Source organism: Paraburkholderia graminis (genome assembly GCF_003330785.1).
Lineage (GTDB): Bacteria > Pseudomonadota > Gammaproteobacteria > Burkholderiales > Burkholderiaceae > Paraburkholderia > Paraburkholderia graminis.
Map to the genome: position 1 here is coordinate 874946 of NZ_CP024934.1, position 23172 is coordinate 898117.

General features: G+C 63.8%; 23 protein-coding genes, 1 other RNA gene and 1 riboswitch. Of the genes, 14 read left to right on the forward strand and 10 right to left on the reverse strand.

The features are described from left to right. Positions 1-69: 69 nt before the first annotated feature. From cysD to cobA, 3 genes are read left to right on the forward strand one after another with little or no spacing between them, the layout of a single operon-like run. Positions 70-1032: a sulfate adenylyltransferase subunit CysD gene (gene cysD / locus CUJ91_RS03845; protein WP_006048560.1), complete on the forward strand. Its 963-nt coding sequence runs from the start codon at positions 70-72 to the stop codon at positions 1030-1032. Positions 1033-1059: 27 nt separating this feature from the next. Further along, positions 1060-2376: a sulfate adenylyltransferase subunit 1 gene (locus tag CUJ91_RS03850; protein WP_053857662.1), complete on the forward strand. Its 1317-nt coding sequence runs from the start codon at positions 1060-1062 to the stop codon at positions 2374-2376. 46 nt (positions 2377-2422) lie between these two features. Further along, on the forward strand, positions 2423-3193 hold the full coding sequence (gene cobA / locus CUJ91_RS03855; protein ID WP_114155840.1) for a uroporphyrinogen-III C-methyltransferase: 771 nt from the start codon (positions 2423-2425) through the stop codon (positions 3191-3193). A gap of 36 nt (positions 3194-3229) precedes the next feature. Here cobA and CUJ91_RS03860 read toward each other — a convergent pair whose 3' ends face one another. From CUJ91_RS03860 to lptF, 3 genes are read right to left on the reverse strand one after another with little or no spacing between them, the layout of a single operon-like run. Next, the gene (locus CUJ91_RS03860) at positions 3230-3616 is read right to left on the reverse strand and encodes a sirohydrochlorin chelatase (protein ID WP_114155841.1); all 387 of its coding nucleotides are present in this window, start codon (positions 3614-3616) and stop codon (positions 3230-3232) included. Positions 3617-3627: 11 nt separating this feature from the next. Beyond that, positions 3628-4776, reverse strand: coding sequence for an LPS export ABC transporter permease LptG (gene lptG / locus CUJ91_RS03865; protein ID WP_006048556.1), 1149 nt, complete (start codon positions 4774-4776; stop codon positions 3628-3630). 3 nt (positions 4777-4779) lie between these two features. Continuing rightward, positions 4780-5877 (reverse strand): LPS export ABC transporter permease LptF, encoded by a 1098-nt coding sequence (gene lptF / locus CUJ91_RS03870; RefSeq protein WP_006048555.1) that lies wholly within the window; start codon positions 5875-5877, stop codon positions 4780-4782. A gap of 137 nt (positions 5878-6014) precedes the next feature. Between lptF and CUJ91_RS03875 the strand changes: the two genes are divergently transcribed. From CUJ91_RS03875 to CUJ91_RS03885, 3 genes are all read left to right on the forward strand, one after another. After that, positions 6015-7556, forward strand: a complete 1542-nt coding sequence (locus CUJ91_RS03875) for a leucyl aminopeptidase (RefSeq protein WP_006048554.1) — start codon at positions 6015-6017, stop codon at positions 7554-7556. Positions 7557-7635: 79 nt separating this feature from the next. After that, on the forward strand, positions 7636-8052 hold the full coding sequence (locus CUJ91_RS03880) for a DNA polymerase III subunit chi (RefSeq protein ID WP_006048553.1): 417 nt from the start codon (positions 7636-7638) through the stop codon (positions 8050-8052). Positions 8053-8154: 102 nt separating this feature from the next. Beyond that, entirely contained in the window at positions 8155-9087 is a 933-nt protein-coding gene (locus CUJ91_RS03885) for a DUF2486 family protein (protein ID WP_114155842.1), read from the forward strand. Positions 9088-9197: 110 nt separating this feature from the next. Here the strand turns inward: CUJ91_RS03885 and CUJ91_RS03890 are convergent, their stop codons facing one another. Together CUJ91_RS03890 and ilvD are read right to left on the reverse strand one after the other, a co-directional pair. Continuing rightward, positions 9198-9539 (reverse strand): c-type cytochrome, encoded by a 342-nt coding sequence (locus CUJ91_RS03890; RefSeq protein ID WP_006048551.1) that lies wholly within the window; start codon positions 9537-9539, stop codon positions 9198-9200. Between the two features lie 171 nt (positions 9540-9710). Further along, a complete protein-coding gene (gene ilvD / locus CUJ91_RS03895) occupies positions 9711-11384 on the reverse strand; it encodes a dihydroxy-acid dehydratase (RefSeq protein ID WP_114155843.1) in 1674 nt (557 codons plus the stop codon). 131 nt (positions 11385-11515) lie between these two features. On the opposite strand from ilvD, the gene CUJ91_RS03900 reads away from it, so the two are divergent. Together CUJ91_RS03900 and lgt are read left to right on the forward strand one after the other, a co-directional pair. Beyond that, positions 11516-12520 (forward strand): LysR family transcriptional regulator, encoded by a 1005-nt coding sequence (locus CUJ91_RS03900; protein ID WP_114155844.1) that lies wholly within the window; start codon positions 11516-11518, stop codon positions 12518-12520. A gap of 111 nt (positions 12521-12631) precedes the next feature. Beyond that, positions 12632-13531: a prolipoprotein diacylglyceryl transferase gene (lgt, locus tag CUJ91_RS03905; protein ID WP_029971117.1), complete on the forward strand. Its 900-nt coding sequence runs from the start codon at positions 12632-12634 to the stop codon at positions 13529-13531. A 110-nt stretch (positions 13532-13641) separates the two neighbouring features. Here the strand turns inward: lgt and CUJ91_RS03910 are convergent, their stop codons facing one another. From CUJ91_RS03910 to CUJ91_RS03930, 5 genes are all read right to left on the reverse strand, one after another. After that, the gene (locus CUJ91_RS03910) at positions 13642-14373 is read right to left on the reverse strand and encodes an SIMPL domain-containing protein (RefSeq protein WP_006048547.1); all 732 of its coding nucleotides are present in this window, start codon (positions 14371-14373) and stop codon (positions 13642-13644) included. 175 nt (positions 14374-14548) lie between these two features. Next, entirely contained in the window at positions 14549-15007 is a 459-nt protein-coding gene (locus CUJ91_RS03915; RefSeq protein WP_006048546.1) for an EVE domain-containing protein, read from the reverse strand. Positions 15008-15092: 85 nt separating this feature from the next. Next, positions 15093-15274, reverse strand: a non-coding RNA gene (ssrS, locus tag CUJ91_RS03920) — 6S RNA. A gap of 171 nt (positions 15275-15445) precedes the next feature. Further along, positions 15446-15760 (reverse strand): cell division protein ZapA, encoded by a 315-nt coding sequence (locus CUJ91_RS03925; protein ID WP_006048545.1) that lies wholly within the window; start codon positions 15758-15760, stop codon positions 15446-15448. Next, a complete protein-coding gene (locus CUJ91_RS03930) occupies positions 15757-16113 on the reverse strand; it encodes a hypothetical protein (protein ID WP_006048544.1) in 357 nt (118 codons plus the stop codon). Before CUJ91_RS03930 ends, CUJ91_RS03925 begins: the two co-directional genes overlap by 4 nt. Positions 16114-16331: 218 nt before the next feature. Further along, positions 16332-16680: riboswitch (cobalamin riboswitch) on the forward strand. A gap of 89 nt (positions 16681-16769) precedes the next feature. Here CUJ91_RS03930 and CUJ91_RS03935 point away from each other — a divergent pair. The 6 genes from CUJ91_RS03935 to cobC are packed head-to-tail and all read left to right on the forward strand — an operon-like array spanning position 16770 to position 23144. Beyond that, a complete protein-coding gene (locus CUJ91_RS03935) occupies positions 16770-18656 on the forward strand; it encodes a TonB-dependent receptor domain-containing protein (protein WP_114155845.1) in 1887 nt (628 codons plus the stop codon). 27 nt (positions 18657-18683) lie between these two features. After that, positions 18684-19754 carry a FecCD family ABC transporter permease gene (locus CUJ91_RS03940; protein WP_114155846.1) on the forward strand — a complete coding sequence of 357 codons (1071 nt, stop codon included), beginning with the start codon at positions 18684-18686 and terminating at the stop codon, positions 19752-19754. Beyond that, positions 19751-20605 (forward strand): ABC transporter ATP-binding protein, encoded by an 855-nt coding sequence (locus CUJ91_RS03945; protein ID WP_114156675.1) that lies wholly within the window; start codon positions 19751-19753, stop codon positions 20603-20605. The genes CUJ91_RS03940 and CUJ91_RS03945 overlap by 4 nt, the downstream gene beginning before the upstream one ends. A gap of 33 nt (positions 20606-20638) precedes the next feature. Continuing rightward, a complete protein-coding gene (gene cobT / locus CUJ91_RS03950; protein ID WP_114155847.1) occupies positions 20639-21736 on the forward strand; it encodes a nicotinate-nucleotide--dimethylbenzimidazole phosphoribosyltransferase in 1098 nt (365 codons plus the stop codon). 47 nt (positions 21737-21783) lie between these two features. After that, complete coding sequence (locus CUJ91_RS03955) at positions 21784-22569, forward strand: adenosylcobinamide-GDP ribazoletransferase (RefSeq protein ID WP_114155848.1); 786 nt, start codon at positions 21784-21786, stop codon at positions 22567-22569. Then, positions 22554-23144, forward strand: coding sequence for an alpha-ribazole phosphatase (gene cobC, locus CUJ91_RS03960; RefSeq protein WP_107707203.1), 591 nt, complete (start codon positions 22554-22556; stop codon positions 23142-23144). Before CUJ91_RS03955 ends, cobC begins: the two co-directional genes overlap by 16 nt. The last annotated feature ends 28 nt before the right edge of the window (positions 23145-23172 follow it).

Below are 23172 nucleotides of genomic sequence, written 5' to 3' on the forward strand. Positions count from 1 at the left end.
ACATACCGAATTGAATCTGTGCGCTTCGCGAGCAACCGCTCGTCAAGCGAATCAACGAAGGACCCAAACATGAGCACCACGCTCGATTCCACTGTCAACGCTCCGCTTGCCAACACGGCGAACCGGATGGATCACCTCGATTGGCTCGAAGCCGAGTCGATTCATATCCTGCGCGAACTGGTCGCCGAATGCAGCAAGCCGGCGCTGCTGTTTTCGGGCGGCAAGGATTCGGTCGTCGTGCTCGCGCTCGCACTGAAGGCGTTCGGCATCGGCGCGAATCGCAAGACCGTGCTGCCGTTTCCGCTCGTGCATATCGACACGGGCCACAACTACGACGAAGTGATCGACTTCCGCGACCGTCGCGCGAAAGAGATCGGCGCGGAACTGGTGGTTGGCCACGTTGAAGATTCGATCAAGCGCGGCACGGTGCGTCTGCGTCGCGAAACGGATTCGCGCAATGCGGCGCAAGCGGTGACGTTGCTTGAAACCATCGAACAGCATGGCTATACCGCGCTGATCGGCGGCGCGCGTCGCGACGAAGAAAAGGCCCGCGCGAAAGAGCGCATCTTCTCGTTCCGCGACGAGTTCGGCCAATGGGACCCGAAGGCGCAGCGCCCCGAACTGTGGAGCCTGTACAACGCGCGTCTGCATAACGGCGAACATCTGCGCGTGTTCCCGATTTCGAACTGGACCGAACTCGACGTGTGGCAATACATTGCGCGCGAGAAGCTCGAATTGCCGTCGATCTACTACGCGCATCAACGCGAGATCGTGCGCCGCAACGGCCTGCTCGTGCCCGTCACGCCGCTCACGCCGATGCGCGAAGGCGAAGTCAGCGAAACGGCGGTGGTGCGTTTCCGCACGGTCGGCGATATTAGCTGCACCTGCCCCGTTGAAAGCGATGCGGACGATCTGGAGAAGATCATCGCCGAAACGGCCGTGACCGAAATCACGGAGCGCGGCGCGACCCGGATGGACGATCAGGTCTCCGAGGCCGCGATGGAACAGCGCAAGAAGCAAGGTTATTTCTAAGCACGCCGACATACGTAAAGGAACATCATGAGCAGCATTCACCAACCAGAAGACCTCGGCGTGCTTCGCTTCATCACCGCAGGCAGCGTCGACGACGGCAAGAGCACGTTGATCGGCCGCCTGCTGTACGACAGCAAGGCTGTCTTGAGCGACCAGCTTTCCGCGTTGTCGCGCGCGAAGAACAAGCGCACCGTCGGCGACGAAATCGACCTCGCGCTCCTCACCGACGGTCTCGAAGCCGAACGCGAGCAGGGCATCACGATCGACGTCGCGTATCGCTACTTCGCGACCGCGAAGCGCAAGTTCATCATCGCCGATACGCCGGGCCACGAGCAGTACACGCGCAACATGGTGACGGGCGCATCGACCGCGCACGCGGCGATCATTCTCGTCGACGCAACGCGCGTGACCTTCGTCGACGGCGTTGCGCAACTGTTGCCGCAGACCAAGCGTCACAGCGCGATCGTGAAGCTGCTCGGCTTGCAGCATGCGATCGTCGCGATCAACAAGATGGATCTGGTCGATTACAGCGAGACGCGCTTCAACGAGATTCGCGACGCGTATGTCGAACTCGCGCGTCAGCTCGGTTTGAGCGATGTGCGCTTCGTGCCGGTGTCGGCGCTCAAGGGCGACAACATCGTGACGGCCAGCGAACGCATGCCGTGGTACGCGGGCGAGCCGCTGCTCGATCTGCTCGAAGCGCTGCCGGTGCAAGTGCCGACGGGCCAGGCGCTGCGTTTCCCGGTGCAATGGGTCGCGCGCCAGGACGGCAGCCAGGCCGACGACTTCCGCGGCTATATGGGCCGCGTCGAAGCGGGCGAGGTGAAGGTCGGCGACACGATCGTCGTGCTGCCGGCTAATCGCGAAGCGACGGTTGCTGAGATCATCGCGCCGGTGGTGGGCGGCACGGCTGCGGTAGACCGCGCGTTTGCCGGTCAGACGGTGACGATCCGTCTCGCGGAAGACGTCGACGTGTCGCGCGGCGATACCTTCGTGCTGCGCGAGGCCGCGCCTGAACCCGCGAAGAAGCTCGAGGCCGACCTGTGCTGGTTTGACGACACGCCGCTGTCGACACAGCGCAAGTATCTGCTGAAGCAGACCACCAACACTGTGTTCGCGCGCATCGGCTCCATCAAGGAAGTGCTCGACGTGCATACGCTGTCGCAGTCGACGGATCGCCGCGAGCTCGCGATGAACGACATCGGCCGCGTGGCGCTCACGTTGCAAAAGCCGCTGGTGTGCGACGTGTACGACTCGCATCAGGGCACGGGCGCGTTCGTGCTGATCGACGAAGCGACGCATCACACAGTCGCGGCCGGCATGATCCGCGCGTTCTCGGCGTAACGGCGATTGATTGGCAGCGAGCGCACTGACGAACAGGCTGACACACATGGGTAAGGTTTATCTGATCGGCGCGGGACCAGGCGCCGCCGACCTGATCACGGTGCGCGGTGCGCGGCTTCTCGCGAGCGCCGACGTCGTGCTGCACGACGCGCTGGTGGAGCCGGCGATGCTCGACTACGCGCCGTCCCACGCAAAGCGGATTGCTGTCGGCAAGCGCTGCGGACAGCTATCGACGGCGCAGCAGTTCATCAACAAGCAGATCGTCGATGCGGCGCTCGAACACGAAGTCGTCGTGCGCCTGAAGGGCGGCGATCCGATGCTGTTCGGTCGCGCGGACGAGGAAATGCGTGCGCTCGAGGCCGCGGGCATCGAGTATGAAGTGGTGCCTGGCATCACGGCTGCGCTCGCCAGCGCGGCGTCCCTGAAGCGTTCGTTGACGTTGCGCGGCGTGTCGCGCAGCGTCGCGCTCGCGACGTTCAGCCGCGCGCCGGGCTCCGATGAAATTCGCGAGCAGGTGAACGCCGATTCGCTCGTGTTTTATATGGGGCGTGACAGCGGCGTCGAGATTGCGCAGCAGTTGATCGACGCGGGCAAGCCGGTTTCGACGCCCGTCGCGATTGTCGAGGCCTGCAGCACCGAGCGTGAGCGCACGCTGACGTTGACGCTCGAAGAGCTGGCTGCGGGGGAAGCGCAAAGATGGCTGGACGCTTCGCAGCCGAGTCTGTTGATGATCGGCGAGGCGTTTGCGGCGCGCGAAGGTGTGAAGGCGAAGGACGTGGCGCGCTCTGTGGCGGGCGGGATTCTGGTGGCGGCTTAAACGCCGGCTGCAACTAGCGATCCTGGAACAAAAGAATCACTCCTGCCGCAAGCAATACCCCACGACAGCATCGAGCACAGCCTCATCCTCACCCACGGCAACCGCGCACGTAATCTCCACCGAAGGCTGCGCGTCGCGGCAACGCTGAATCAACTCGGGCAGATCTTTCCTGATATGCCCGCCTTGCCCGAAGAACACGGGCACGACGGTAATCGCATCGCAGCCATCGGCAACGAGTTCGCCGACCGCGGTGGGCAAATCCGGTTCCATCAACTCCAGAAAAGCGAGACGCACACGGCCATCGTCGCCGTTCGCGCCCGAAGCGCGCGCTGCGCGCAGCTTGTGCGCGAGCCGCTCAAAGGGCTCACGCCAGCGCACATCGCGTGCGCCATGCCCAAACAGGATCAACCCATGCGTAGCCATCGCGAAGGCTCCTAATGGCGATCAACCCACTTTAGCCCGACGAGGCCGAGCACCAGATAAACCAGTCCAGGCGTGGCCGCCGTCAACGGCGCGGGCCACGTGTTTAGCGTGCCGATATGCGAGAACAGCGTGTTGAACAACTGGAAGCTCATGCCGAGCATGATCCCGCCGAACACCTTCATACCGACCACGCCGGCGCGCGTATGCAGATACGCAAAGGGCAGCGACAGCACCAGCATCACGAACACCGCGAACGGATACAGCACCTTGCGCCACAGCGCGATTTCATAGCGCTGCGTGTCCTGATGATTCTCGGTCAAATGCTGAATGTAGCGGAAGAGGTTGAACATCGACATGCGATCCGGCGACACCAGCAGCACCGACAGAATCTGCGGCGTCAATTCCGAGCGCAACGAATATTCGGGCAGCGCAACCTGCCTCGCGCGATACACCGGATTCAGCGCATCGGCCGGCGTGCCGGAAGGCGGGGGCACGTCGATCAACTGCGTATCCGTCACGCCGGTCAATTGCCAATGACCGGGCGGCTGATAGACGCCGCTCTTCGCAATGCGCACATTCGAGAGCCGGAACTTCGAATCGAACTCGTAAATGCGGACGTTGCTGATGGTCGCGTCCGGCTTCAGTTCGCCGACGTTGACAAAGCGCGTGACCTGCTCGCCGTCGGCGCGCGCGGTCAGCGTGTCCTTCACCCATACGCCCGACTGGAAGTTGCTCGACACCGACGACCCGAGCGCCTCGAGCCGCACGCGCTCGGACAACTGATCCGTGTACGGGCCGACCACTTCGCCGATCAGGTACGTCAAAAACACCAGCGGAATGCCGATTTTCAGCAGCGAGCGCAGCGCCTGATTAGTGGCGAGCCCGGACACGCGAAAGATCGTGTACTCGGAATTCGCCGCCATTTGCGCGAACACGTAGATCGCGCTGATCAGCGCGGCGACCGGAATGATTTCGTAGAAACGCGACGGCGTTTGCAGCGCGACGCGCAGCACCGCGTACTGGAATTTATAGTTGCCGTGACCGACCGAGTTCAGTTCGTTGATCAGATCGAAGAAAAAGAACAGGCCCGAAAACGCGAACAGAATGAAAATGAACGTGAGGTAGACCTGACGCGCGAAGTACCTTTCATAGATGCGCATTGATCAGGCTCCCTGCGAACGGCTGAACATGGCCCTCGTGAAGAGCGGCCGGTTGCGCACGCGCAGCCAGAAGATAAACGCGACAATCGCTGCCACGATGACATGCAGAATCACGAGCCCGAGCGCGAACGACATCTTGCCTTGCTCGATCCACGACTGCACGACGTTCAGCAGATTCGAATACGTCAGATAGATCAGCACGGCCATCACGAGGTTGATCGTGCGGCTGCGCCGCGGGTTCTGATGCGCGAGCGGAATGGCGAGCAGCATCAGATTGATTGCGATGAGCGGCAGCCCCGCGCGCCACGCGAATTCGGCGAGATTCACCTGGGTCGGATTGCGCAGCAGCGTGAGCGTGGGCGTGCCCGTCGTGGTGGGCGTGTTGACCACCGGCTGACTCTCGATTTTGACGCCGTAACGCTCGAACTCCATGATGCGGAAATCCGGATGCCCCGGCTCGCCTTCATAGCGCCGGCCGTTTTCGAGCACGACGAAGCGGTCGCCGTTCTTGTGCGTTTCGGTATGGCCGTTCTTCGACACCACCACGTTGACCTTGCCGTTCTCGGTGCTCGTCACGAATACGTTCTCGACGTGGCCCTGATCCGGCGACATCTTCTCGATGAAGAACACACGATGACTGCTAGCCGATTCGCGGAACTGGCCTGGCGCGAGCAGTGAAACTTCGTCGCGCTGCTGAAAGCGCGCGCGGATCATTTTGCTTTGCTGATTCGACCACGGCCAACCGACGAACACGAAGAAACAGATAAGAATAATGATCGGCGTGGCGAACATGCCGATGGGCTTGATAAACCGGGTGAGACTCACGCCCGACGAAAGCCAGACGACCATCTCGGAGTCTTTGTACCAGCGCGTCAGCACGAACAGGATCGACACGAACAAAGTGGCGACGAGCATGATGGCGAGATAGCCGATCACGGTCAGGCCGATCAGGACCAGCACGTCGCGCGGGTCGATCTCGCCTTGCGCCGCGAAGCCGACGATGCGGATCATCATCGTGGTCAGCACGAGCGTAAGCAGAACCATGAACACGGCACCAGCCGTATACGCGAGTTCGCGCTGGAGGGAGCGTTCGAAGATCATTATTGATGACGAGAGGGGGCGCTCTCAGCGACGCGCGGATTGCTTTCCGCCACGCCTCCGGTGCAGCCGCCGCAGGAAAAATAGCGGATAATTGCGGCTTTCATCCTAAGCCCAGATTTTATCCGAGGACAAGCGCGATGGACTTTAGCATAAAAGCCTGTGATTGGACCAAAGGCTCGTCAAACGGTTTCCTCACCGGGAAATCGGATTGCATCGTAATCGGCGTGTTCGAGTCGCAGACGCTCTCGGGCGCGGCACTCGAAATCGACGTAGCCACCAAGGGCCTCCTGACCCGCATCATCAAGGCGGGCGACATGGAAGGCAAAGCGGGCAGCACGCTGTTCCTGCATGAAGTCTCGGGTATCGGCGCATCGCGCGTGCTGCTCGTCGGGCTCGGCAAACAGGACGCTTTCAGTCAGAAAGCCTATGGCGAAGCGGTGCGCGCGGCATGGCGCGCGTTGCTCGCCACCAAGGTCGTGCAGGTCACGTTCACGCTGGCGCAACTGCCCATCCTCGAGCGTTCGGCCGACTGGGCTGTGCGCGCCGCGATTCTCGCGCTGCGCGAACTGACCTACAAGTTCACGCAGATGAAGAGCAAGCCGGACAACTCGGCGCGCGCGCTGAAACGCATCGTCTTCAGCGTGAATACCGGCGACGAGAAGGCCGCCAAGCTCGCCGCGAAGCAGGGCGCCGCGCTCGCCAACGGCATGGACCTGACGCGCGACCTCGGCAATCTGCCGAGCAACGTCTGCACGCCGACTTATCTCGCGAACACCGCGAAGAAGCTCGCGAAAGACTGGAAGCTGAAGGTCGAAGTGCTCGGCGAAAAACAGTGCGAAGCGCTGAAGATGGGCTCGTTCCTGTCGGTGACGGCGGGCTCCACCGAACCCGCGCAGTTCATCGTGCTGCAGTACCAGGGCGGCGCCGCGAAGGCCGCGCCGGTCGTGCTGGTCGGCAAGGGCGTGACGTTCGACACGGGCGGCATTTCGCTCAAGCCCGGCGAAGGCATGGACGAAATGAAGTACGACATGTGCGGCGCCGGTTCGGTGCTGGGCACATTGCGCGCGGTCGCCGAAATGGGCCTGAAGATCAATGTGGTCGGCATCATTCCGGCTGTCGAGAACATGCCTTCGGGCACGGCCACGAAGCCGGGCGACATCGTCACGAGCATGAAGGGCCTGACAATCGAAGTGCTCAACACGGACGCCGAAGGCCGTCTGATCTTGTGCGACGCGCTCACTTATGCGGAGCGCTTCAAGCCCGCCGCGGTGATCGACATTGCCACGCTGACGGGCGCTTGCATCATCGCGCTCGGTCATCACAACAGCGGCCTCTTCTCCAAGAACGATGCGCTGGCGGGCGAGCTGCTCGACGCATCGCGCGAGGCATCGGACCCGGCCTGGCGCCTGCCGCTCGACGACGAGTATCAGGAACAGCTCAAGTCGAATTTCGCGGACCTCGCGAATATCGGCGGCCGGCCGGCGGGCAGCGTGACGGCGGCGTGCTTCCTGTCGCGCTTCACCGACGCGTATCCGTGGGCGCATCTGGACATTGCCGGCACGGCGTGGAAGAGCGGCGCGGCGAAGGGCGCCACCGGACGTCCGGTGCCGTTGCTCGCGCAGTTCTTGATCGATCGCGCCGCGGACGGTCGGGCCGTGGACGGCCGCGCGGCGCAATGACGCATCGCAGTAACGTTGCGCGCGTCGCAGGTGTCCCACGTGTCGCAGAGCGCGCCGAAAGCGTAAAGCGGGGCCGCCGATGACTCGAATCGACTTCCATTCGAACGTCGGCGACTCGCTGCTTTATGCGTGCCGCCTGGTGCGCAAGGCGTATCAGGCGGGGCAGCCCACCATCGTCGTGGCCGAGCCCGAGCGGCTGCGCGCGTTCGACGAGCAACTGTGGACTTTCTCGGCGCTCGACTTCGTGCCGCACTGCATGGCGGGCACGCCGCTCGCCGCGCAAACGCCGATCGTGCTGGCCGCGAACCTCGACGACGTGCCGCATCATCAGGTGCTTCTCAACCTCGGTGCGACCGTGCCCGCGCAGTTCGCGCGCTTCGAAAGGTTGCTCGAAGTGGTCGGTAACGCACATGACGAACTCATTGCCGGGCGCGAGCGCTATCGCTTCTATCGCGATCGCGGCTATGCTTTGAACAACTATAAGCAGGGCGGCTAGAGCTTCGTCCCGCCTCGCGTCATGTGTTGCGTTGTGTCCTGTCAAGGCGCGCCGGCGCATACGCGGCCTGCTTCCGCTACGACTCAAACACGGAGGGCGCACGTGTCCGATTCCAACGATAATTCGATTCCTATTCTGCAAGAGGTGCTCGTGCCGGGCCATGCGGCGCAACGGCGCGAGCCGCAGAGCGGCGGTGGGGGTGCGGGTGCGGGTGGTGTGCCGGGGGCTGTGCCGGGCGGTGGTGAATCGGCTGGTGCTGCACCGGCTGGTACCGCATCGGCAGGTGCTGCGCCGGCTGGTACTGCGGCCGCGCCTGTGCCTACACCGGTCGCTACCCAGACCGATACTAAAAGCGCGGCTCAGGCCGGTACTAAGCCCGCTACTCAGCCCGCTGAGGCCGCCATTCAGCCTACGGCTCCGAGTGCCCCTCAGAGTGCCGCTCAGCCCGCGGCTCGCTCCGATACACCTCTGCGCGAACCCGAAGACCTGCGTGAGCCCGGCCTAACAGCCGAGCCCGAACTCGCACCGCAGCCGGTTCTCTCGCCCGAACAAACGTTGACCCCCGAGCCCGTGCTTGCACCGGAGCCTGGCGCAGCGACGCCGGCGCATTCCGCACAGCACGCACAGCCAACCACCTATCCCGACGATGCCCATCGCGCAGCCGAAGCCGAGCACGCGCATGACGAGGTGCTGGCTGCATCGGCGGGCGTGTTCGATCGCACCGAGCCGCCGACGCCGCTCGAGGCGGGCGCCACCGTGCCGCCGGATTTCGCGCACGAAGCGGGCGAGCAGGCATCGTCCGCCGTCGATGCAGAGGTTATCGCCGGGCGTCTACAGGAACGATTCGCGGATTTTCTGGCGGGCGATGGACGCGGCATCGTCGAAGCGCGCTGCCGCAGCGCCGTGCAGGAGCACACGACCCGGCTCGTCGATCAGATCACACGCGAAGTGGTGTCCACGCTCGCGAACGAAATGACGGGCTGGGTGCGCGAAGCGGTGGAAGCGGAGATCGCGCGGCGAACACCGAAAGCGTGATCGAAGAGAGGGTCGCGTATCGAGCGCGGCTCGCGCCGTGGCGCTGATAGTTCAGGCGCGGCCCGCTCGTACCTGGTCAAGGCCGATCAAGTCGATCAAAACAAGCCGCGCTACTTCAACGTCAACACCCAGCTCGCGAGCGTGGCCGCCTGGTCGGGCGTGAGCTGCGTGTTCGCGGGCATCGGCACCTGGCCCCACACGCCGGTGCTGCCATCCAGAATCTTGTGCTTGAGATAAGTGGTCGCGTCTTCGCGGCCCGAATATTTCGCGGCCACGTCGTGCAGCGCCGGTCCCATGAACGGCCGCGCCACCGAGTGGCAGCTCATGCAGTTTTGCTGTTGTGCAAGCGCGAGTCCCGCCGCCGCTTCCGCATGCGCGGTCGCGCTGACGCCCATCGACAACGCGGCGAACACGGCAGCCGCTGCAAGCACCGCATACGACATTGATTTCATTCTGGTCTCCGCCGGTGCGGATGCCCGGCTTGTGGTGCCGGCATTATAAAAGGAAAGGGGCACACGGTTTTTCGTGCGCCCCTTTCGCTTTTACGTAGGGCTAATGCAGCGACGTTTTGCCCGCCTGCATCGTTACAGACCTTCCCGCGTCGCTTCTAAACCGCATCGCCATCAACCCGTGACCGCGCCCTTGTTGGCCGGCAACGCCAGCGCCGAGTACTTCGCCAGCACGCCGCGCGTGTAGCGCGGCTTCGGCTGCTGCCAGGCGGCGCGGCGGCGCTGCAATTCGGCGTCGTCGACGTTCAGTTGCAGCAGCAACCTGTGTGCGTCGATGGTGATCGAATCGCCTTCCTGCACGAGCCCGATCGTGCCGCCGACGAACGCTTCCGGCGCGACGTGGCCGACCACCATGCCCCATGTGCCGCCCGAAAAGCGTCCGTCGGTGATGAGGCCGACGCTTTCGCCGAGCCCTTTGCCGATAATCGCCGACGTCGGCGCGAGCATTTCCGGCATGCCCGGACCGCCCTTCGGGCCGAGATAGCGCAGCACGACGACATCGCCGGCAACGATCCTGTTCGCCAGAATCGCTTCGAGCGCGCTTTGCTCGTCGTCGAACACGCGAGCCGGCCCGGTGATCACCGGGTTCTTGAGGCCCGTGATCTTCGCCACCGCGCCGTCTTCGGCGAGATTGCCCTTCAGAATCGCGAGATGGCCTTCCTTGTACAGCGCCTTCTCGATCGGGAAGATCACCTGCTGATCGGCGCGCGGCTTGCCCGGCACGTCCTTCAGTTCTTCGGCGAGCGTCTTGCCCGTGATGGTGATGCAGTCGCCATGCAACAGACCCGCGTCGAGCAGAATCTTCATGACCTGTGGAATGCCGCCGGCCTTGTGCAGGTCGGTCGCGACGTACTGGCCCGATGGTTTCAGATTGCAGATCACCGGCACTTTCTTGCGGATGCGCTCGAAGTCCTCGATCGTCCACTCCACTTCGGCCGCGTGCGCGATCGCCAGATAGTGCAGCACCGCGTTGGTCGAGCCGCCCGTCGCCATGATCAGCGCGACGGCGTTTTCAATCGACTTCTTCGTGATGATGTCGCGCGGCTTCAGGTCTTTCTTGACGGCTTCGACGAGCACGCGCGCCGACTCAGCGGCCGAATCGACCTTTTCCTCGTCGGGGTTCGCCATCGTCGACGAATACAGCAGCGACATGCCGAGCGCTTCGAATGACGAGCTCATCGTGTTGGCGGTGTACATGCCGCCGCACGAACCCGTCGACGGGCACGCGTTCTTCTCGATGCCTTCGAAATCCTCTTCCGACATGCGGCCCGCCGTGAATTCGCCGACCGCCTCGAACGACGACACGATGGTCAGGTCGGTGCCCTTCCAGTTGCCCGGACGGATCGTGCCGCCATACACGTAGATGCCCGGCACGTTCATGCGCGCGAGGCCGATCATGCCGCCCGGCATGTTCTTGTCGCAGCCGCCGATCACGACCACGCCGTCCATCCATTGGCCTTGCACGCAGGTCTCGATGCAGTCGGCGATCACTTCGCGTGAGACGAGCGAGTACTTCATGCCTTCGGTGCCCATCGACATGCCGTCCGAAATAGTGGGCGTGCCGAAGATCTGCGGATTCGCGTCCGCGCCCTTGACCGCGGCGACCGCGGCGTCGGCAAGACGCTGCAGGCCGGCGTTGCAGGGCGTGATCGTCGAATGGCCGTTCGCGATGCCGATCATCGGCTTGTCGAAGTCTTCCTTCTGATAGCCGAGTGCGTAGTACATCGAGCGGTTCGGCGAACGGGCCACGCCTTGCGTGATGTTCTTCGAACGACGGTTGTATGGCATGGGGAACTCCAGTCTGTTTGTTTTGCTGGTCGGTCCAGTGTAGTTCGGACGCGTCGGGCAAGAATGCAATTTTGCGAGATGCGTGTCCAATATATTATTAGCGGCTTATTAGGTCGTAAAATGTCTTAATCATGCTGCCCGCCGTTCCCGACCTGCGTCAATTGCGCTATTTCGTGACCGTGGCCGAAGAAAAGCACTTCGGCCGCGCCGCCGCGCGCCTGTCGATGACGCAGCCGCCGTTGTCGCAGGCAATTCGCGCGCTCGAGGAGACGCTCGGCGTCGAGCTGTTCGCGCGCACCAAGCGCTCGGTGGAGCTGACGCGCGTCGGCGCCGATCTGTTGCCCGAAGTTCAGCGTCTGCTGGCGGGCGCCGAAGGATTGCGGCCGCTTGCGCAAAGTCTTGCGCGTGGCGAGGCGGGCGAGCTCTCGCTGGCGTTCGTATCGACGGCGGATTACGGTTTGCTGCCGCGGCTCTTGCGCGAGTTCGGCGCGCGTTATCCGCGCGTGCGGCTCGAACTGACCGAAGCCACGAGCGACGTGCAGGTGGATGAACTCGTGGCCGGCCGCATCGACGCCGGCCTCGTGATCGCGCCGCTGCCGTCGCGTCATGCGATGCAGCTTTCGTGGCTGCCGATCGAGCGCGAGCCGCTCGTCATCGCGATGTCGACGGAGATGGCGGCGCGGGTCGCGCATGGTGGGGCGCATGCCGCGGCGGCCACGGATAGCGCCGGCGAGCCGCACGCCGAATGGCTCGACGCGCCGGTCAGTCTGCGCGAGGTCGCCGACGCGCCGCTCGTCATCTTCCCAAGACGTTTGGCGCCGGGCTTTTATGACATCATTATGGATTGCTACGGCGTCGCGGGGCTCGTGCCGCGCATCGGCCAGGAGGCGATACAGATGCAGACCATCGTCAGCCTCGTGTCGGCCGGCATGGGTGTCGCACTGGTGCCGCAATCGCTGCGTAACCTGCGCCGCACCGGCGTCGTGTACCGGCCGTTGCGCGAGTCCGTGCCCGCCATCGAGACAGGCCTCGTCTGGCGCAGCGCCGAGGTGAGTCCGGTGCTCGCGGGCTTTATCGACATCGCGCGGGCGCATGCGGCCGCTGCCGATATGCAGCCAGCCACGTCACGCGTCTAGCGCCACGGCGGCGAACGCATTGCGCGCAAAGCCGTCCAATGCAGACGGCGCGCGAGCCGTCCGTCATCCCTACCAACCCGCTTCTGAACCCGAACTGCCCATAACAACACGATGCTCATTCACCCGAACTTCGACCCCGTCGCCATTCACCTGGGGCCGCTTGCCGTGCGCTGGTATGGACTGATGTACCTTGTCGCGTTCATCGCGGCGATCGTCGTCGGCCGGCTGCGGCTGCGCTTGCCGTACGTCGCCGCGCAAGGCTGGACGCCGAAAGACATCGACGACATGCTGTTTTACGGCGTGCTCGGCACGATTCTCGGCGGCCGGCTCGGCTACGTGCTGTTCTACAAGGCGAGCTTTTACCTCGCGCATCCGCTCGACATCTTCAAGGTGTGGGAAGGCGGCATGTCGTTTCACGGCGGCTTTCTCGGCGTGACGTTCGCGATGGTGCTGTTCGCGTATCAGCGCAAACGCTCGTGGCTGCAGGTCACCGACTTCGTTGCGCCGATGGTGCCGACCGGGCTCGCCGCGGGGCGGCTCGGCAACTTCATCAACGGCGAGTTGTGGGGGCGCGTGACCGACCCGTCCGCGCCGTGGGCGATGCTCTTTCCCGGCGCCGCGCCCGACGACGCCGCGTGGCTCGCCGCGCATCCGCAACTCGCCGCGCAATGGCATCTGAACGAAGTGTTCGCGCAATATCACATGCTGCCGCGTCATCCGTCGGAGCTGTACGAGATCGCGCTCGAAGGCATCGCGCTCTTCTTCGTCATGTTCTTCTTTTCGCGCAAGCCGAAGCCGATGGGCGCGATTTCCGCCGTGTTCCTGATCGGCTATGGCCTCGCGCGCTTCACGGTGGAATTCGCACGCGAGCCCGACGACTTCCTCGGTCTTCTCGCGATGGGTCTCTCGATGGGCCAATGGCTTTCGCTGCCGATGATTCTCGCGGGCATCGCGATGCTGGTATGGTCGTATCGGCGCGGCCGCAGCGAAGCGGCTCACGCGTTGCCGTAACGCGTGGCGCGCGTTTTCTTTTGCGCGCGATGGACAGCAAAACGCCACGGGATGCAGTGCATGCCCGTGGCGTTTTTGTTTGGCCGAACGTCTGGCGAACTGCCAGTGCCTTACTTCATCTGCACCGAGCCCGACACATTCACCGTCACCGTCGACGTGCCGCCTTCTATCGGCACCGGCGCAGCCATTTTCGCGTCCGCGCCCATCGCGCGCGCGCTCATCATCATGACCGGCCGCGGCATCGAGCCGTTGTGCCCGACGTTGACCTCGCGGATCGAATAGCCGCTGTAGCCGAACGCCTGCGCGGACGATGCCGCCTGCTCGCGGAACGACTTGATCGCCTCGCCGGTGAGCTTCTGTTCGGCCACGCGCTGCGCCGCGGGCGAGAGCGAGAACTGCACGTTGCCGACCTGCATGATGGAAGCCATTTGCCCCGCGAGCTTCGACGCCGCGGTGAAGTCGTGCGACTCGAGCACGATCTCCGTGCGGCCGCGCCATGCGGAGATGCGCCCGTCACGATCGGTCGACGGATAAATCGAGAACGAACCGGTGCGCGCGGTCACGCCGCTCACACCCTTTGCTTTTTGCAACGCGGAATCGGCACGCTGATTCAGCGTTGACGTGAGCGCCGACGGATCGCTCGCTTCCTGCTCGTAAAAGAGCGTGATGTCGACCACGTCTTGCGGTACGTCCGCGCTCGCTTGCGCATTCAGCGACAGCACGCCGGCCGGTTGATAGGGCACGACGCTCTGCGCGCGCGCAACGGCGGGCGTGAGCGCGAGTGCAGCGGGCGCCGCGCAGACCAGCGCGAAAGCGAGTGCACGTGCGGTGTGTTTCGTCATTATTGGACTCCATGCTTGAACAGGGTTGCGCGCGACGAGGCGAGCGCGACGCAACGGCACGACACTTGCCGAAGCCGTTTGCGAGTCCGTTAGGCGCTCGTAACCTGAGCTTGGTTCCCTAATTTAACCTTGCTTCAACGTTGCTCAGCGTTGCGGCAACGTGGGCCGCGCGACGTCAAACGAGCCGCGTCGTGATGAAGCGCCACTCCGCTTCGGTCACCGGCGTGATCGACAGACGGTTGCCTCTCGCGAGCACGCGCATGTCCTTGAGTTCTTCGTGCTCGCGCAAAGCGGCGAGCGGAATCAACGGAATCTTCTTCTTGAACACGACGTCGACGAGCAGCCAGCGCGGCGTTTCCTGCGACGACTTCGGGTCGTAATACGGGCTCTTGCTGTCGAACTGCGTGGGGTCCGGATAGGCCGTGGACGCAACTTCAGCAAGCCCCGCGATGCCCGGCTCGGGGCAGCTCGAGTGATAGAACAGCACGCCGTCGCCGATCTGCATGCCATCGCGCATGAAGTTGCGAGCCTGATAGTTGCGCACGCCCGTCCACGGCAGCGTGCGGTGCGCGGCGTTGGCGAGATGGTCGATGCTTGCTTCGTCCGGTTCGGACTTCATTAGCCAGTAGCGCATGAATCGAATTGAACGTTAGGGGTTTGAAGAAGCACGGTGCCCAAACAAAAACGGCACCGGACGCAAGTCCGATGCCGTTCCAAATAAGGTCCCCGCCTTAGCCGCTAGGCCGGCATCCTGAACCGGGGGTTCAGAATTGGTCGCAGTTAGCAGCACTTCGGGTACATCAGACAGAGTGACGCGCACGCCCGTGCTACAAATTTCCGCAACCGTGCACATGGCATTGGTTCAAGGAATATATGACCTTGGCGAACCAGGCAGGGAAGCTAAACCGATGAAGCTAAACCGATGACACTCAAACGATTGACTCAAACGTTGGGGACCTGTTCGCCTCGCGCAGTTCGTGCATGCTTCACGAACCTTGCCTGCTTACTTTCCGTTTGAATCCGCAGCCGGTATCAGCACCGACCGCACTGCTTGCAACATGCTACTTGCAACTTACTGCACGCTGTACTGCTCGATGACAGTACCCAGTTGCTCGTTCATTTGATGCATTGTACGCCGGATTTCTTCAGCGGGAAATGCTTCTCCGTGACGCACGCTTGTTTGCAGCTTAAGCAGTTCGGATGCCAGCGACAGCGCAGCCATGACTGCAATGCGATCCGTGCCGCGCACGTTGCTGTTATTGCGGATCTTCGACATTTCGGCGTCGACTCGCGCGACTGCTTCAAGCAGCGCGCCTTCCGTTTCCGGCGAGCAGGCGAGGCGATAGGGCACGCCGAGAATCGATACTTCGATCTGCTTGGTCGTCATGCATTTTCTCCGTGGCGAGTGGCGTCGCTCTCTGTTTCGACCTCGTGCGGAGCGGGCTCGAGCAGATCGAGCTGGTTGTCCGGCTCGTTGTGCGCACGCGCACGCGGCAATTTTTCGAGGATCGCGTTCAGACGCACCTGCGCGTCGTCGATCTTGGCCGACAGCGCGTCGCGCTCCGCTTGCAGTGCGTCGCGTTCCTCGCGCAGCAGCGCAAGTTCCGTGCGCGTAGCTTCGGCTTCGGCGCGCGACTGCGCGAGTTGCTCTTCGAGCGCGAGGCGCGCTTCATTGTGGCGCTGGCTGATCGCGATCAGCTTGCCGATATTCTGTGAAAGTGTTTCGAGTTCGGTGAGCATGTGCTGCGTCCTCTAAAGACATCGCATTTTAGCGCGGAATGTCGCACGTTCCGACATTTGTCTCGTTTCGAGACGTAACAACCCCGCTTTTTGCAGCCTTTTTTCGACTGAAGAAGAGAAACTACGCGCGTGCCGGAGATCGCGTCGGACAATAGCTCGACCCTGTCCGAATGAATCGCTCTCGCGGCCCGCGTTCTTGACTGACTCAGAGGGCGCTCATACACTGGCCGCACTCTGGTGCCCGCGCGCATTTCATTGTGCGCGCAGTTAAACGGGAAGCAGGCCGCGCCGTTCTACCCGAACGCGCCAACCTGCGCTGCCCCCGCAACGGTAAGCGACCGCATTTCGCGTGCATTGCAGTTCGTCGCATTCGCTGCAGTTCATTGCTGCTCATCGCAGTTCAGTGCTGCGGTACGAATCGTATTTCGAACAGCAGTTCGCGCTTTTGCAGTTCGATCCCCATCGCGTGTTCCGGTTCAACTCGCGAGTGTGCCACTGCGCGTCACGCGTGGGAAGGCGGGATCGAAAGTCGTTAGCCCGGATACCGGCCAGAGGGAGGGGCGCGCGGCGCGAATTGTCAAAAGCGCACGCGCCTCGTTACGCGACGGCCTGCGGGGAAGCGGGCCGCGCACGCCATCCACGGGAAATCTCACTTCATGCTGTCCCCCATCGCCCGCGCGGTGCTGCTCGCTTTTGCCGGGCTGCCCCATCTCGCGCATGCGCAGGCCGCCGCGCCTGCAAACGCCGACGCTTCGTCCACTGCTGCGTCCACTGCATCGTCCACTGTTTTATCGCCCGTCGTGGTGACCGCCGAGCGCGGACCGCAAGCGCTTGCCGATACGATCCCGCAGACGTCGCTATTCGATCAGCAGGACCTGGCCGACACCACCGCAACGGATCTGCCCGGCCTGCTGCAACTCGCGCCCGGCGCGCAAATCTCGCGTACAGGCGGGCCCGGTTCGACGGCGAGCCTTTATTTGCGCGGCGCGTCGTCGACGCAATCGCTGATTCTCATCGACGGCGTGCGCGTCGATTCCGTGAGTCTCGGCACCGCGCAAATCGCGCAGATTCCGCTCGATCAGATCGATCACGTCGAAGTCGTGAACGGCAACGTGTCCGCGTTATATGGCTCGGGCGCGATCGGCGGCGTGGTACAGGTGTTCACGAAAGACGGCGGCGCGCATCCGCCGCGTTTCAATTTCTCCCTGGGCTACGGCAGCTATCACACGCAGACGCAGCAGGTCGGCGCGAACGGCGCATTGGATAAAGACGGCCGCACGACCTTCAGCATTTCGCTCGCGCGCTCGAAAGACGACGGCTTTTCAGCGCTCAATCCAAGCGAGGCGCCCAACGCGAATCCGAACGCGAACGGCTATCTGAACGAGAGCATTTCGGCGTCGCTGCGCCACAAGTTCAACGACCAATGGGACGCGGGCGTCCGCTATCTGCAGTCGAACGGCAACAACAGCTACGACAACGCGTACGGCGCGCCGACCGATCTGAACAACCTCTACACGAAAGTGCGGCAGGTGTCCGCGTTCGCCAACGGCAAGCTGACCGACTGGTGGACCACGCACTTCATCGTGTCCGAAGGCGACGACCGCAGCGTATCGAAGACCAACGGCCTCTACAACGGACGCTTCGATACCGACAACCGGCAATACACGTGGCAGAACGATTTCGCGCTGGCCGCGCAGCAAAAACTGCGCGTGGGCTACGAGCATCTCGATCAGAGCCTCGACTCCGATACGTTCGCCGCGCCCACGCGGCATGTCGATTCCGTCTTCGCGGGCTACACGGCGCGCTTCGGACGCAATCAGATCCAGGCCAACGTGCGGCGCGACCAGTACTCCGATTTCGGCGGAGCGAACAGTTACTATCTCGGCTATGGGTTCGATATCACACCGCATTGGAAGCTGAGCGCAAGCTATTCGGATTCGTTTCGCGCGCCGAGCTTCGACGATCTGTACTATCCGCTAAGCGGCAATCCGTCGATTCAGCCCGAGCGCAGCCATTCGCTCGAAGCGGCGCTGCAGTACGCGTCGAATGCGTTGGGCGTGATGCGTTTGAGTGCTTTCCAGACGCGTTATTCGAATCTGATCGACTATCAGCAGGTCACGCCGGGCATCTATCTGGCGGAGAACGTGGGGCATGCAAAAGTGCAGGGGCTCGAGGGATCGTGGAGCGGACATGTGGGCAAGACCGATGTGCGCGCATCGGTCACGCTGCAAAATCCCGTCGATCTCGACAACGACGTGGACCTCGTGCGGCGCGCGCGGCGCTTCGCGTCCTTGACGGTGAACCGCAGCATCGCGGGATGGCGCGTGGGCGGCGAGTGGATCGTGAGCGGCCCGCGCGAGGACAGCAGCGGCAAGCTCGGCGGCGACGGCATCGTGAATCTGTCCGCGCGCTACAACATCACGAAAGCCTGGTACGTGGCCGCGCAAATCCAGAATCTGTTGAACAAGGACTATGAAACGGCCTACTCGTATAACTCGCCGGGGCGCGGTGCGTATGTCACGCTCGGCTGGCAGCAGCAGTGATGCGCGCGCCATGTTGAGAGCGCGCCGATGAGCCGTCATCCAGGTTCGTTGCCCGCCGCATTGCACGCGATGACCGCGAAGCGCGCCGCCGCGATCTGGCTCGTGCTCGCGCTCGCCGCGCTGGTCGTGCTGATGGCGTCGCTCGCGTTGGGCAGCGTTTCGCTCGCGCCCGCGCGCGTGATCGAGGCGCTGTCGCCGTTGCATGCGTCGGCGTCCGCGTCCGGCTCTGCAAGCGCCTCCGACGATCTCGCCGGCGAAATCGTGCGCACGCTGCGCTTGCCGCGCGCATTGGCGGGTTTCGCGTGCGGCGCATTGCTCGCGATGGCCGGTGCGCTTTTGCAAGTGCTGTTGCGCAATCCGCTCGCGGAGCCCTACGTGTTGGGCGTATCGGGCGGGGCCGCGAGCTTCGCGCTGATCGCGATGATCGCCGGCAGCGCGTGGTGGCTCGTCGATGCGTGCGCGTTCGCAGGCGCATTCGTGTCGATTCTGCTCGTGCTCGGTCTCGCGCGCCGCGAGTTGTGGCGCGGCGAGCCGCAGGACACGTCGCCGCGTTTGCTGTTGACCGGCGCGGTCATCGCGGCGGGTTGGGGCGCGTTGATCACGTTGCTGCTGAACCTCGCGCCCGACAATCGTCTGCGCGGCATGTTGTTTTGGCTCACCGGCGACCTCGACGGCAATGCGATGCCGTGGACGGCGCTTGCGGCGCTCGTGGTCGTTGTAGTTGTCATCGTGCCGGTTGCGCCGCGTCTGAACGTGCTTTTGCGAGGCGACGCCGTCGCAGAAGCGCTCGGCGTGGCGGTCATGCCGCTGCGCTTGCGCGTCTATCTCGCGGCCTCGCTTGCGGCGGCTGCGGCCGTGACGACGGCGGGCACCATCGGCTTCGTCGGGCTCGTCGTGCCGCATGTGCTGCGGCTCGCGTTCGGCAACGACCAGCGCATGCTGCTGCCCGCCGCGGCGCTCGGCGGCGGCGTCGCGGTGATGGGCGCGGACCTGATCGCACGCCTCGTGATCGCGCCGGCGCAATTGCCGGTCGGCGTGATTACGTCGATCATCGGCGTGCCCGTGTTTCTGTGGATGCTGCTGCGCGCCCGCCGATGATGCACGCCTCCCATCACACCTCCAACCAGGCTCAGCCCGCGCTCAGCGCGCAACGCGTGACGTTGCGTGCCGGCGCACGCACCTTGCTCGACGCCTTCACGCATACGTTCTATCCCGGCGAGATCTGGTGCGTGGCCGGTCCGAACGGCGCGGGCAAGACGACGCTTCTATCGACGTTGGCCGGCTTGAAGCAACCGTCGGCGGGACAGGTCGAACTCGACGGCGTGCCGCTTGCTCGCTGGCATGGTCAGCAGCTTGCGCAGCGTCGCGCGCTGATGCCGCAAAGCGCGCCCGACGCTTTCAGCGCAAGCGTGCTCGACATCGTCATGCTCAACCGCTTTCCGCATCTGACCGGCTGGGGCTGGGAGCGCGAGGCCGATCGCGACGCCGCCCACGCCGCGCTCGATGTGCTCGGCCTCACCGAATTCGCCGCGCGCGACGTGCTGTCGCTCTCAGGCGGCGAACGTCAGCGTGTCTCGCTCGCCGGGGTGCTGTGCCAGCAAGCGCCCCTGTTGCTGCTCGATGAACCGCTGTCGCATCTCGACTTGCATCATCAGATAGAGTGCCTGGAAGCGCTAAGCGAATGGACACGCGAGCGGGGACGCACGGTTCTGTTCTCCTGTCACGACCTGAATCTCGCGCGCCGGTTCGCGACGCACGCGCTGCTTCTGGACGGCGCGGGCGCTGCCTATGCGGGTCCCGCGCACGATGTACTGACGCCCGCGTTGACGAGCCGCGTATTCGGCTATCCGCTGATTCTGATTCGCGATGGCGAGCACGAGGCGCTGATTCCCGCGCCGCGTTTGCGTCATGAGTCGCCTTCGGTTAATGACACATCGGCGAGCCGGTAGCGGGAACACAACATCATCTATCTTCACGAACTCATGACTTCCACGCCAGGCTTGTCCGCATTGTCCGAAGTTGAACCGCTCCATGAGACGTTGCGCGCCGAGCTTCAGCACATCATCGATACCAAGACGAAGCCGCCCGGCAGTCTCGGCCAGCTTGAAACGCTCGCGCGTCAGATAGGCCTGATCCAGCGCAGCACGTGTCCCACGGTACAACGACCCGCGCTGATTGTCTTCGCCGGCGATCATGGCGTTGCCGCTGAAGGCGTGAGCCCCTATCCACAAGCGGTGACCGCGCAGATGGTCGCGAATTTTCTCGCGGGCGGCGCGGCGGTCAATGCGTTGAGCCGCGTCGCGGACGTCGAACTCGAAGTCGTGAACGCCGGTATCGCCACGCCGCTGCCGCACACAGACGGCCTCATCGACATTCCGATTGCAGCGGGCACGCGCAACTTCGCGCACGAACCGGCGATGACGCGTGACCAGGCGCTCGCCGCAATGCACGCCGGCGCCGCGCGCGTGCGGCATCACGCGGCGCTCGGCAGCAACGTGATCGGCTTCGGCGAAATGGGCATTGCGAACACGTCGGCGGCGGCGTGTCTGATGAGCCGCTTGTGCGGCGTGCCGATCGACGAGTGCGTGGGCCGCGGCACCGGTCTCGACGACGCGGGGCTCGCGAAAAAGCGCAACGTGCTGGCCGCGGCGCTCGCGCATCACAGTGCATCGCATGATCCGCACGATCGGCACAATCGGCACAATCGGCACAATCCGCTCGATGTGCTCGCCACCTTCGGCGGCTTCGAAATCGCGATGATGGCGGGCGCCTATCTCGCGGCGGCGCAGGCGCGCATGACGATTCTGGTCGACGGCTTCATTGCGAGTTCGGCGCTGCTGGTTGCAAACGCCATTGCGCCGAACGTGCGCGAGTACTGCGTGTTCGCCCATGCGTCGAACGAAGCGGGGCATCGGCGCATGCTCGATCATTTCGGCGCCACGCCATTGCTCGCGCTCGACATGCGGCTCGGCGAAGGCACGGGTGCCGCGCTCGCCGTGCCGCTGCTGCGCGCGGCCTGCGCATTCATCAACGAGATGGCGAGTTTCGAATCGGCAGGCGTCGCGAATCGCGACGCCTGAGCGATCCTCGGCATGCTTTTCAAACCCATGCACGCGACGACGCACCCATGAACCCGCTGGCGGAATTGCGCTACTTCTTCACCGCGCTCGGCTATTTCACGCGCGTGCCCGTGCCGCGATGGGTCGGCTATGAACCGCATTATCTGAATGCGGCGGCGCGTTACTTTCCGCTCGTCGGCGCGCTGATCGGCGGCGTCGGCGCGCTCGTCTATCTCGCTGCGCTGCGTGTGTTTCCAGCGGGCGTCGCGGTGTTGCTGTCGATGGCGTCGACGTTGCTGGTTACCGGCGCATTTCACGAGGACGGTCTCGCCGATTGCGTCGATGCGTTCGGTGGCGCCTATGCGCGCGACGATGTTTTGCGCATCATGCATGACTCGCGCATCGGCGCATTTGGCGCAATCGCGCTGGTGATCGCGCTCGCGCTCAAGTGGCAGACGCTCGCCGCGTTGCCGCCGATGCGCGCCGCCAGTCTGATGATTGCGGCTCATGCGGCGAGCCGTGCATGCGCGATCAGCTATCTGGCGACGCTCGACTACGTGCGCGCGGAGGGCAAGGCAAAACCGGTCGCGCAACGCTTGAGCGGCATCGCGCTGCCGTGCGCGGCGGTGTTCGGATTGCCGTGGCTGCTGTGGCCCGATGGTCCGCACGGACTGCTCATGCCCGATTGGCGCTTCGCCTGCGCGACGCTTGCCGTGCTGCTGGTGCTGCGCTTTGCGATGGGCCGCTACTTCGTGCGGCGCATCGGCGGCTATACCGGCGATTGCCTCGGCTTCGCGCAGCAGATCTTTGAACTGAGCATCTATCTGGTGGGGCTCGCATGGACCTCGTTCTGATCCGTCACCCCGCAGTCGCGCTCGACGCGGGCGTGTGCTACGGCCACAGCGATGTGGCGCTCGCCGAGGCGGCTGATGTGTCGTCGGCCGCGCTTGCGCTCAGGCTTGCCGGTTTGCAGGTGCCCGCGCCGCGCGTCGTGATGTCGAGTCCGTTGACGCGCTGCTCGGCGCTCGCCGTCGAAATGGCCAACGATTTCGGCTGCGTGCTGAGCCACGACGACCGGCTGAAGGAAATGAATTTCGGCGCGTGGGAAGAGCGCCGCTGGGACTCGATCGATCGCGAATTGCTCGACGACTGGGCTTCGAACTTCGAGCACGCGCGAGCGCATGGTGGCGAAAGCGTCGCGCAATTCGTCGTTCGAGTGCGTGCATGGTTCGACGCGTACGCGCAAACGCGCGAGCTCTCGCCTGCGTATGTGGTCACGCATGCCGGCGTCATGCGCGCGATTGCGTCGCTGGCGCTCGACGTGCCGCTCGAACGCTGCTTGCGATGGTCGCTTGAAACCGGCGCCATCGTCTGGCTGCGCCGCGGCGGTGACGGCGAGCCGTGGTCGCTCGTGAAGTGGAATGCGTGAGCGCTTGGCGATGTTTGCTTGCTGATGC